Here is an 11,619-nt window from a genome sequence, read left to right as displayed (position 1 = left end):
GAAGGGCGGGGTCGCCGCCGTGGTCCGTGCCGCGGGTCCTTGACCGGCCCCCTGAGTCATCGACCCCTCCACCATCGCGCCGCCGTGCACCTTGTGGACCTTGCCTGGTCGACGGCGGTCCGTGGTGTCGTGCGCCCATCATAGGAATGACCGTCGCGCCTTGTGACGCACCAGGGGCCGTGAATCGGGGCAGGAGGGTGCGCGCGCCGGCTTTTTCTCCCCAATTGAGTCATTCGCCCCCACGCCTCCGCGCCCCCTGTGCCCTCTGTACGGCGTCGCCGAAGGTGTGGGGCTCCAGGGGTGGCACGTTGACTCCGCCGGTGCCACAAGGGCCGACAGGGGCGCACGGTGACGCTCTCCGTGGGCGCGTCGCGGTCCTGTCGCAGTCGTGTCCCGGCCCGGTCCCCGTCGGGTCCTCGCGCGGGTCGCGGCCCGGTCCCGGCGGCCCGGTCTCAGCCCTGGGAGGGGCCGCGCGGCGGGTTGACGGTGGTCCGTGGCCGACGTCGCTGCGAGGAGGTCCGGACGATCAGCTCCGTCGGTATCACCTGCTCGACGGGGCGTCCGGTGTCGAGGCCCTCGATGGCGTCGATCAGCAGCTGGACGACCGCGGTGCCGATCCGCCGCGGCTTGAGCGAGAGCGTGGTGACGGGCGGTTCGGTGGCTGCGTAGACCGTGGACTCGCTGCAGCAGACGAGCAGCAGGTCGTCCGGTACGCGCAGGCCGTAGCGGCGGGCGGCGGCGAGCAGGTCCGTGCCGTTGGGGTCGAACAGTCCGTAGACGGCGTCGGGCCGGTCGGGGCGGGCGAGCAGCCGGTCGGCGGCGACGGCACCGGCGCACGGGTCGTGCGCGGGGTACTCCTCGTAGACCGGGTCCTGCCCCACGCGCTCGCACCAGTGCAGGTAGGCGTGGGTGGAGAGCCGGGTGTACGTGTCGGTGGTGGTGCCGGTGAGGAGGCCGATCCGGCGCGCGCCCGCCGCCGCGAGGTGGTCGAGGATGCCCAGGACGGCGGCCTCGTGGTCGTTGTCGACCCACGCGGTGACCGGGAGCGTGCCCGCGGGCCTGCCGTCGGAGACGACCGGGATGCCCTGCCGGACCAGGTCGGAGACGACGGGGTCGTGATCGGAGGGGTCGACGACGACGGTGCCGTCGAGCGCGACGTTGGACCACACGTCGTGACGCGAGGTGGCGGGCAGGATGACCAGGGCGTAGCCGCGGGCCAGGGCGGCCGAGGTGGCGGCCCTGGCCATCTCCGCGAAGTACGCGAACTCGGTGAAGGTGAAAGGTTCATCCCCGTAGGTGGTCACGGTCAGGCCGATGAGCCCGGACTTCCCCGTACGGAGGGTGCGGGCCGCGGCGGACGGGCGGTAGCCCAGCCGGTCGGCGACCTCGCGGACATGGCGGCGGGTCGCGTCCGGTAGCCGGCCCTTGCCGTTGAGCGCGTCGGAGACGGTCGTGATCGAGACACCGGCGGCGGCGGCCACGTCCCGGATGCCCGCCCGCCCCAGCCGGCGTCCGGTGGCCCGGTTCACCTGATGCTTCCCTGCTGCTGTCATGGCGAGCCGATAGTAGGGCTCGGGCCGGGCTCTGGCGGGGCGCTGCATTTGACTGTTGACAGGCACGTTTCTGCAAGCGCGAAAGTACACAATGACCATGGAAATGCAGAGAGTTATGGCGATTCACGGTGAACCATTGGCCTCTGGCATATCCGTGCCCGACAGCGGCCCCAGGTCTCGAAGAGGTCTCAACTCACCTTCACGAGGGATGCGCGCCACGGCGCCCGCCACCGGCGTGCGGTACTTCGCGGAGCGCTACCCCGGTTCTGGACGCCACCCCGGGGAATCCTCTTAAGGTATGCAGTATTCATGTCCATTCATGTCTGCTGATTCGTGTGCGGTCTGCCCGTGCGGGTGCGAGCGCACGGGCTGTCGAGGAGGACCTTGCGGTGACCGAGAAGACCCCCAGGCTGCGCCCCGCCCTGGACGGCGTGCCGACCTACAAGCCGGGCAAGCCCGCCGCCGGTGGCTCCGTCGCGTACAAGCTGTCCTCCAACGAGAACCCCTACCCGCCGCTGCCCGGCGTGCTGGAGAAGGCGGTCGACGCCGCGGGGAGCATCAACCGCTACCCCGACCTGGCCTGCGCCGCCCTGATGGCCGAGCTGTCGGAGCGCTTCTCCGTACCGGTCTCCCACCTGGCCACCGGCACCGGCTCCGTGGGCGTCGCCCAGCAGCTGGTGCAGGCCACGGCGGGACCCGGTGACGAGGTGCTCTACGCCTGGCGCTCCTTCGAGGCGTACCCGATCATCGCGCAGGTCTCCGGGGCCACCCCCGTGCAGGTCCCGCTGACGGAGGACGAGGTCCACGACCTCGACGCCATGCTGGCCGCGATCACCGACCGGACCCGGCTGATCTTCGTCTGCAACCCCAACAACCCCACGGGCACCGTGGTGCGCCGTGCCGAGCTGGAGTCCTTCCTGGACCGGGTGCCCGGCGACGTGCTCGTCGTCCTGGACGAGGCGTACATCGAGTTCGTGCGGGACGCCGAGGTGCCCGACGGGCTGGACCTCTACCGGGACCGGCCGAACGTCTGCGTGCTGCGCACCTTCTCCAAGGCGTACGGCCTGGCGGGGCTCCGCGTCGGCTTCGCGGTCGCCCATGAGCCCGTCGCGGCCGCGCTGCGCAAGACGGCCGTGCCGTTCGGTGTGAGCCACATCGCGCAGGAGGCGGCGATCGCCTCGCTGCGCAGCGAGGACGCGCTGCGGGTGCGGGTGCAGGCGCTGGTCGAGGAGCGCGCCCGGGTGGTCGAGACGCTCACCGCCCAGGGCTGGACCGTGCCGGAGACCCAGGCCAACTTCGTCTGGCTGCGCCTCGGGGAGCGCACGGCGGACTTCGCCGAGGCGTGCGAGCGGGCCGGCGTGGTCGTGCGGCCGTTCCCCGGCGAGGGCATCCGCGTGACGATCGGGGAGACGGAGGCGAACGATCTCTTCCTGAAGGCGGCGGAGACGTTCCGCAAGGAGTTCTAGAGCGACTCCATTTTTTCTGGCGGGTGGCTGTGGGCCGCGTCCTGTGAGGACGCGGCCCACAGCCGTTCCCTGCCCCGTCAGGGGCGCGGGGCTGTATCGATATGCGGCTCCGCCGCGTGGGCGCGACCAGCCCCCACCGGCCCGCAGCCGCGCGCGCAGCGCAAGAGGCACCCCGGTAGGCGAAATCCGGACAGAGGGCCACACCGAATGAGGGGTCCGGGGCGGAGCCCCGGAAGGCGCGCGGCGCCGAGGAGCCCGCCCGCAGGGCGGCCCCGGCCGAACGTCCCAGGCCGGTGGGGAAGAGCGGGGCCGAAGGCCCCTGTCGTGGCCGGAAGAGCCAGGGCCCACGGCTGAGGGGACCCCCTTGCGTGATCGCGAACGCGTATGCGCCATAATTGCTTGTGAATGTGAACGCGTTCACAAGCAGGCTCTTGGCCTCCGTTTGTACTGGGGCATAAGGGTGTAAAACACCGGTGAACACGAGTCGTCGGTGGCGCAAGAGGCAAGGAGAGATCGCGTGAATCTCGCTATGGCGCCGGAAACCCTGGCGCGCTGGCAGTTCGGCATCACCACCGTCTACCACTTTCTCTTCGTCCCGCTCACGATCAGCCTTGCGGCGATCACCGCCGGGCTGGAGACGGCCTGGATCCGTACCGGCAAGGACAAGTACTTCCACGCGACGAAGTTCTGGGGAAAGCTCTTCCTCATCAACATCGCGATGGGCGTGGTCACCGGCATCGTGCAGGAGTTCCAGTTCGGGATGAACTGGTCGGACTACTCGCGCTTCGTCGGTGACGTCTTCGGCGCCCCGCTGGCGATGGAGGCCCTCCTCGCCTTCTTCTTCGAGTCCACGTTCATCGGCCTGTGGATCTTCGGCTGGGACAAGCTGCCGAAGAAGATCCACTGCGCCTGCATCTGGATCGTCGCCGTCGGCACGATCCTCTCCTCGTACTTCATCCTGGCGGCGAACTCCTGGATGCAGCACCCGATCGGCTACGCGATCGACAAGGCGACCGGCAAGGCGCGGCTCACCGACATCTGGGCGGTGCTGACCCAGAACACCACGCTCGTCGTCGTCTTCCACACGCTCACCGCGGCGTTCCTCACCGGTGGTGCCTTCGTGGTCGGCATCGCCTCCTTCCACCTGTGGCGCGCCAAGCGCAAGCAGCTCAAGGGCGAGGAGCTCGGCGAGAAGCAGCGGTCGCAGATCGGCGCCATGCGGGCCTCGCTGCGCGTCGGCCTGGTCGTCGCGGTCATCGCCGGCCTCGGCACCGCCGTCAGCGGCGACTCCCTCGGCAAGGTGATGTTCGAGCAGCAGCCGATGAAGATGGCCGCCGCCGAGGCGCTGTGGGACACCCAGGCGCCCGCACCCTTCTCGGTCTTCGCCGTCGGCGATGTCAGCAAGGGGCACAACAGCGTGGAGATAGAGGTGCCCGGCATCCTCTCCTTCCTCGCGCACAGCAACTTCACCGAGGCCGTCCCCGGTATCAACGACGTCGCCGCCCAGGAGGCCGCGCGCTACGGCGGCAAGCCCGAGGACTACATCCCCAGCATCTTCATGACCTTCTGGGGCTTCCGGCTCATGATCGGCTTCGGGATGACCTCCTTCGTCGCCGCGCTGATCGGGCTGTGGACCACCCGCAAGAAGTTCTGGCTGGCTCCCGAGTACCGCACGGGCGACAACGAGGTCCCGCGGCTCATGCTGACGAAGACCCGTGAGATGAGTCCCTTCTTCACCACCTGGTCCTGGCGCATCGGCGTGCTCACCATGGGCTTCCCGCTCGTCGCCAACTCCTTCGGCTGGATCTTCACCGAGATGGGCCGCCAGCCGTGGGTCGTCTACGGCCTGATGAAGACCGGGGACGCGGTCTCCCCCGGTGTGAGCCAGGCGGAAGTCCTCACTTCCATGGGCGTCTTCACCCTGCTGTACGGCGTGCTGGCGGTGGTCGAGGTGAAGCTGCTGGTGAAGTACGCCAAGGCCGGACCCGACACGGACGAGGAACCGCCCACCCGGGACCCGAGGCTGCGCCTGCCCTCGGGCGGTGCCGGGGCGGAACGGCCCGAGGACGCCGACAAGCCGATGACCTTCGCGTACTGACGCGGCCGCGGATCGAAGGGCAACGCACCATGCACCTCCACGACTTCTGGTTCCTGCTGATCGCCGTCCTGTGGACCGGCTACTTCTTCCTCGAAGGCTTCGACTTCGGCATCGGCGTCCTGACCAAGGGCTTCGCCAAGGACCGCACCGAGCGCCGGGTGCTGATCAATACGATCGGACCCGTCTGGGACGGCAACGAGGTCTGGCTGATCACCGCGGCGGGCGCCACCTTCGCGGCGTTCCCCGACTGGTACGCCACCCTGTTCAGCGGCTTCTACCTCCCGTTCCTGGCCGTTCTGGTCTGCCTGATCGTGCGCGGCGTCGCCTTCGAGTACCGCCACAAGCGGACCGGTGAGCGCTGGCAGCGCAACTGGGAGCACGCCATCTTCTGGTGCTCCCTGCTGCCCGCCTTCCTGTGGGGCCTCGTCTTCGCCGACATCGTCCGCGGCGTGCCGATCGGGTCGGACAAGAACTTCAGCGGCACCGTCCTGGACCTGATCACCCCGTACAGCCTGCTCGGCGGCCTGTTCACCCTCGTGCTGTTCACCTTCCACGGCGCGGTGTTCGCCGCGCTCAAGACGGAAGGCGAGATCCGCCACCGGGCCCGCTCGTACGCGACCGTGCTCGGCATGACCTCCGGGGTACTCGCCCTCGCCTTCCTCGGCTGGACGCAGGCCGAGTCGGGCAACGGGCGCAGCCTGGCCGCCCTGGTCGTGTCCGTGGCCGCGCTCGTCCTGGCGCTGGTGATGAACCACGCCGGACGTGAGGGCTGGGCGTTCGCCTGCTCCGGCGTCGCGATCGCGGCCGCCTTCGCGCTGGTCTTCCTCGCGCTCTTCCCCGATGTGCTGCCCTCCTCGGTCAACCCGGCCTGGAGCCTCACGGTGGCCGAATCGGCCTCCAGCCCGTACACGTTGAAGATCATGACGTGGCTCGCGGTCCCGCTGACGCCGCTCATCATCGGATACCAGGCGTGGACGTACTGGGTGTTCCGCAAGCGGATCGGCACCCGGCACATCCCGGCTCCGGCCACGCACTGAGCGCTCCGCTGGAAGTCCGGTACGTCATCTGCGGGTGCGTCGTGGCTGGTCGCGCAGTTCCCCGCGCCCCTTCGGGGCGCTACCGAACCGCACCGAACACGCAAAGAAGAAACAGGACGGTACGCGCATGAAGCCCGTCGACCCCCGACTGCTCCGGTACGCCTCGGCGACCCGGTTCTTCCTGGCCGCCTCCGTCGTGCTCGGGCTGGCGGGGGCGGGCCTGGTCATCGGCCAGGCGATGCTGATCGCCGAGATCGTCACCGGTGCCTTCCAGCACGGCCGGACCACCGGTGACCTGGCCGTGCCGCTGGCGCTGCTGGCGGCCGTGGCCGTGGGCCGGGCCGCCGTCGCCTGGCTCACCGAGCTGACCGCCCACCGCGCGAGCGCCGCGGTCAAGTCCGAGCTGCGCACCCGGCTGCTGGAGCGGGCCACGCTGCTCGGGCCGGACCGGCCCGCCGGGCGGAGCACGGGCGAGCTGGCCACCCTCGCCGTGCGCGGCATCGACGCGCTCGACGACTACTTCGCCCGCTACCTGCCCCAGCTCGGCCTCGCGGTCGTCGTGCCCGTGGCCGTGCTCGCCCGTATCGGCGCCGCCGACTGGCTCTCCGCGCTGGTCATCGTGCTCACGCTGCCGCTCATCCCCCTCTTCATGATCCTGATCGGCTGGGCCACCCAGGCGCGGATGGACAGGCAGTGGCGGCTGCTGTCCCGGCTCTCCGGCCACTTCCTGGACGTCGTCGCCGGACTGCCCACGCTCAAGGTCTTCGGGCGGGCCAAGGCCCAGGCCCGGTCGATCCGCGCGATCACCTCCGACTACCGGCGGGCCACGCTGCGGACGCTGCGGATCGCCTTCCTCTCCTCCTTCGCGCTGGAACTGCTGGCCACGATCTCCGTCGCGCTCGTGGCGGTGGGCATCGGCATGCGGCTCGTCCACGGCGAACTCGACCTGTGGACAGGGCTGATGGTGCTCGTCCTGGCGCCCGAGGCGTATCTGCCGCTGCGGCAGGTCGGCGCGCAGTACCACGCGGCGGCGGAGGGCCTGACCGCGGCCGACGAGGTCTTCGCGGTACTGGAGACCGAGCCCGCGCCCGCGGGCACCCTCCCCGCGCCCGACGCCAGGACCGCCACCCTGACGGTCGACCGGCTGGTGGTGTGCCACGCGGGCCGTGCCGAACCCTCCCTGCCCGAGACGTCGTTCGAGGTGCGGCCGGGGGAGACGGTCGCGCTCGTGGGCCCGAGCGGGGCCGGGAAGTCCACGCTGCTGAACGCGCTGCTCGGCTTCGCGCGGCCCGCGGGCGGGCGGGTGCTCGTAGGCGGTACGGATCTGTCATCGCTCTCCCCCGAAAGCTGGCGGGACCAGGTGGCCTGGGTCCCGCAACGACCTCGTCTCTTCGCCGGGACCGTCGCCGAGAACGTCCGTCTGGCGCGGCCCGACGCCACCGACGCGCAGGTGCGGGAAGCACTCGACGCGGCCGGTGCGCTCGGCTTCGTCTCCATGCTGCACCAGGGCACTGACACCCGCCTCGGCGAGGACGGCGCCGGGCTCTCCGCGGGCCAGCGCCAACGCGTCGCGCTGGCCCGGGCGTTCCTGGCCGACCGGCCTGTTCTGCTGCTCGACGAGCCGACCGCGAACCTCGACGGCGAGACCGAGGCGGCCGTGGTCGCGGCCGTACGGCGCCTGGCCGAGGGCCGTACCGTCCTGCTCGTCGTGCACCGGCCCGCGCTGCTCGCCGTCGCGGACCGGGTCGTCGAACTCGGCGGACCGGACCGGGAGTCCGGCGCGGCACAGGAGGGGCGTGCGGAATCGTCTGTGCGCCTGCCCGCGCAACCGGGCTCCGGGAGCGTGATCGCTCAGGCGCCCGCCGGGAAACGGCCGGAGGAGCCGCAGACCGAGGAGGCCGAGGGGCACCGGATCGAGGGGCACCGGACCGAAGGCCGCCGGACAGAAGACCGCCGGGCCGAAAGCCGTCAGTCCGAAAGCCGCCAGGCCGATGAGCACCCTGCCGGGACGCTCGCCCGGGTGCGGGCCATGGGAAGGCCGTTCCGGGCCCGCTTCGGTCTCGCGCTGCTGCTCGGCGCGCTGGCGCTCGGCAGCGCCGTGGGCCTGATGGCCGTCTCCGGATGGCTCATCTCCCGCGCGTCGCAACAGCCCCCCGTGCTCTACCTGATGGTGGCCGTCACCGCGACCCGCACGTTCGGCATCGGCCGGGCGGTCTTCCGCTACGCCGAGCGCCTCGTGTCCCACGACGCCGCGCTGCGTGCCCTCGCCGGTCTGCGGGTCTCCGTCTACCGGCGGCTGGAGCGGCTCGCGCCCGCCGGGCTCGGGGAGGCCCGCCGCGGTGACCTGCTCGCCCGGCTCGTCGCGGACGTCGACGCCCTGCAGGACTACTTCCTGCGCTGGCTGCTGCCCGTCGGTTCGGCCGTCGCCGTGGGGGGCGCCTCGGTCGTCTTCACCGCGTGGCTGCTGCCGGAGGCGGGCCTGCTGCTCGCCCTCGGGCTGCTCGTCGCGGGGGTGGCCGTGCCCGCGCTGTCCGGGGCTTTCGCCCGACGGGCCGAGCGGCAGTCGGCGTCCGCGCGCGGGGCGCTGACCACGCAGGTCGTCGACGTCCTGACGGGCACGGCCGAGCTGACGGTCGCGGGCGCCCTGCCCGGCCGGCTGGAGCGGCTGCGGCGCGCGGACGGCACGCTCACCGCGATCGCCCGCCGGAGCTCCGCCGCCACCGCGCTCGGCGCGGGCCTCTCAGCTCTCGCCTGCGGCCTCACAGTGGCCTCGGCGGCCTGGGCGGGCACGGCCGCCGTCCACGACGGGCGGCTGGGCGGCCTGTGGCTCGCCGTGGTGGTGCTCATGCCGCTGGCCGTGTTCGAGGCGGTGGCCGGGCTGCCGCTCGCCGTGCAGTACCGGCAGCGGGTGCGGCGGGCCGCCGAGCGGGTGCACGAGGTGCTGGACGCCCCCGTGCCCGTACGGGAGGGGTCCGCTACGGCACCCGGCACGCCGTTCCCGCTGCGTCTGGACGGGCTGACGGCGCGCTACCCGGGGCAGCCCGCACCGGCGCTGCGGGAGTTCTCCATGGAGCTCGCGGCGGGCCGCAGGGTCGCCGTCGTGGGCCAGTCCGGGGCGGGCAAGACGACGCTCGCGCAGGTGCTGCTGCGCTTCCTGGACGCCGAGGCCGGCACGTACACCCTGGCGGGCGAGGACACGGCCCCCATGGCGGGCGACGCGGTGCGCGAGCTGGTCGGCCTGTGCGCGCAGGACGCCCACATCTTCGACAGCTCGGTGCGCGAGAACCTGCGTCTCGCGCGTCCCGGGGCGAGCGAGGCCGAGCTGCGGTCCGCCCTGCGTTCCGCGCGGCTGCTGGAGTGGGCCGACAGCCTGCCGCAGGGGCTCGACACGCTGGTCGGCGAGCACGGGGCGCGGATGTCCGGCGGACAGCGGCAGCGGCTCGCCCTCGCCCGCGCGCTGCTCGCCGACTTCCCTGTCGTCGTTCTCGACGAGCCCGCGGAACACCTCGATCTCGCGACCGCCGACGCGCTGACCGCCGACCTGCTGGCGGCCACCGAGGGCCGCGCCACGGTGGTGATCACTCACCGGCTGGCGGGTCTGGAGCACGTCGACGAGGTGATCGTCCTGGAGGACGGCCGACCGGTGCAGCGGGGCACGTACGAGCGGCTGGCCCGGACGGAGGGCCCGTTCCTGCGGATGCTGGAACGGGAGCGCGAGGCGGACGGGCTGTCTGTACTCGCTTTTCATGGCAAATAGTGCTTATTAGGCTCTAGGTATGGCAGCCTCGGAAAACCCCTCCGACCCACAGCGCGTGATGGACCCCCTGGCCATCGCCACGGAGGCCACGCGGAGCCTCCAGGGCATGTCCACGGAGATGGCCGCGCGCGTGCCGCAGCTGCTGGAGGCCATGCGGTCCGTGGGCACCGGCCCGGAGCTGCACACGACGCTCGACCGGATCGTCAGGACCGCCGCCGAACTGGCCGACGCCCGGTACGCCGCCATCGGCGTCATCGACTCCACGGGCGAGGGACTGGCGGACTTCATCACGTACGGGGTGACGAAGGAACAGCACGAGCGCATCGGCGCGCTCCCGGACGGCCATCAGGGGCTGCTGGGCGCGCTGATCCACCAGCCCGCACCGGTGATGCTCGCCGACCTGGCGTCCGACCCCCGTTCCGCGGGGTTCCCTCCGGAGCACCCGCCGATGCGCAACTTCCTGGGCGTCCCGATCCAGGTGGAGGGCGAGATCTTCGGCAATCTCTACCTCACGGAGAAGCGCGGCGGCGGTGAGTTCAGCATCGCGGACCTCCACATGGTGAAGATCCTCGCGGCCGAGGCGGGCATCGCGATCGGCAACGCGCGCGTGTACGACGAGGGCCGCCAGCGGATGCGCTGGATCGACGGTTCGGTGGCGGTGACGACGGCCCTGCTGTCGGCCAGTGACGCGGAGGACGCGCTGTCCGTCGTGGCCGAACAGGCCCGCAGGCTCGCGGACTCGGCGGCGGGCATCGTGCTGCTGCCGGACGGCGAGGGCGGGCTGGAGATGGTGGCCGTCTCCGCCGACGAACCCGGCGGCCTGCTCGGCACCGTGATGCCACCGGACAGCCCGGTGGTCTCCCGTCTCCTCGCGGGCGAGCCGGTGTTCGTGGACGACTCGGCCACCGACCCGCGCATGGTCACGGAGGTCTCCCAGCGCTTCGGCCCGAGCATGCTGCTGCCGCTCAAGAGCGGTGACCGCGTGCTCGGCACGCTCACGACGCCACGCGCGCGTGGAGCGCGGCGGTTCACGGACACGGAGCGCACCCTGGCCACACAGTTCGCCGCGCAGGCCGCCCTCGCGCTGGTCCTGGCGGAGGCCCAGCGCGACCGGGAGCGGCTCGCCGTCTACGAGGACCGCGACCGGATCGCCCGGGACCTGCACGACCTGGTCATCCAGCGGCTGTTCGCCACGGGACTGATGCTGGAGAGCGCCCAGCGCAACGCCGTCGTGCCGGACGTGCAGGAGAGGATCGGCCAGGCCGTCGACCAGCTCGACGTCACGATCCAGGAGATCCGTACCGCCATCTTCGCGCTCCAGCAGAGCCCCGCGGAGGCCCCCGCCGGGCTGCGCACACGCGTGCTGCGGGAGCTCGGCACGGCCGCCGTGCCGCTCGGTTTCCAGCCCTCCGCGAACTTCGTCGGGCCGGTCGACGCGACGGTCGGCGAGCTCACGGGCAAGAACCTCGTCGCCGCCCTGCGCGAGGCCCTGTCCAACGCCTTCCGGCACGCGCGGGCGTCCCGCATCGAGGTCGTCGTCGACGCCACGGCCGAGCTGCCGGACGGCAGGCCCGCCGTGCGGCTCACGGTCGCCGACGACGGCGTCGGCATCCCCGAGGGCGGCCGGCGCAGCGGGCTGCGGAACCTCGCCAAGCGGGCCGAGTCGCTAGGCGGCTCCAGCTCGTACGGGCCGGGGCTGGGCGAGGAC

General features: G+C 71.9%; 6 protein-coding genes. 5 read left to right on the top strand and 1 reads right to left on the bottom strand.

Annotated features, from left to right (window positions below; translation table 11 throughout):
• Positions 1–452: 452 nt before the first annotated feature.
• Positions 453–1,553 carry a LacI family DNA-binding transcriptional regulator gene (locus tag K6I34_RS20500; protein ID WP_229327768.1) on the bottom strand — a complete coding sequence of 367 codons (1,101 nt, stop codon included), beginning with the start codon at positions 1,551–1,553 and terminating at the stop codon, positions 453–455.
• Between the two features lie 389 nt (positions 1,554–1,942).
• On the opposite strand from K6I34_RS20500, the gene hisC reads away from it, so the two are divergent.
• The 5 genes from hisC to K6I34_RS20475 all read left to right on the top strand — a co-directional run.
• A complete protein-coding gene (gene hisC / locus K6I34_RS20495) occupies positions 1,943–3,019 on the top strand; it encodes a histidinol-phosphate transaminase (protein ID WP_229327767.1) in 1,077 nt (358 codons plus the stop codon).
• 517 nt (positions 3,020–3,536) lie between these two features.
• A complete protein-coding gene (locus K6I34_RS20490; RefSeq protein WP_229327766.1) occupies positions 3,537–5,117 on the top strand; it encodes a cytochrome ubiquinol oxidase subunit I in 1,581 nt (526 codons plus the stop codon).
• A 29-nt stretch (positions 5,118–5,146) separates the two neighbouring features.
• Positions 5,147–6,154, top strand: coding sequence for a cytochrome d ubiquinol oxidase subunit II (gene cydB / locus K6I34_RS20485; RefSeq protein ID WP_229327765.1), 1,008 nt, complete (start codon positions 5,147–5,149; stop codon positions 6,152–6,154).
• A 127-nt stretch (positions 6,155–6,281) separates the two neighbouring features.
• Positions 6,282–9,911, top strand: coding sequence for a thiol reductant ABC exporter subunit CydD (cydD, locus tag K6I34_RS20480; protein WP_229327764.1), 3,630 nt, complete (start codon positions 6,282–6,284; stop codon positions 9,909–9,911).
• A 19-nt stretch (positions 9,912–9,930) separates the two neighbouring features.
• Positions 9,931–11,619: GAF domain-containing protein (locus K6I34_RS20475; protein WP_229327763.1), on the top strand; the 1,689-nt coding region annotated here is incomplete at its 3' end.

Origin of the sequence: Streptomyces sp. UNOC14_S4 (assembly GCF_020740835.1) — a bacterium.
GTDB lineage: Bacteria > Actinomycetota > Actinomycetes > Streptomycetales > Streptomycetaceae > Streptomyces.
The sequence above is the reverse complement of the archived record's forward strand: the minus strand, read 5'-3'. Positions and strand labels throughout refer to the sequence as shown.

Bases quoted from the DNA above. Each gene is read 5' to 3' on its own strand.
- cydB (WP_229327765.1), top strand. From the start codon at position 5,147: ATGCACCTCCACGACTTCTGGTTCCTGCTGATCGCCGTCCTGTGGACC.
- cydD (WP_229327764.1), top strand. From the start codon at position 6,282: ATGAAGCCCGTCGACCCCCGACTGCTCCGGTACGCCTCGGCGACCCGG.
- K6I34_RS20500 (WP_229327768.1), bottom strand. From the start codon at position 1,553: ATGACAGCAGCAGGGAAGCATCAGGTGAACCGGGCCACCGGACGCCGG.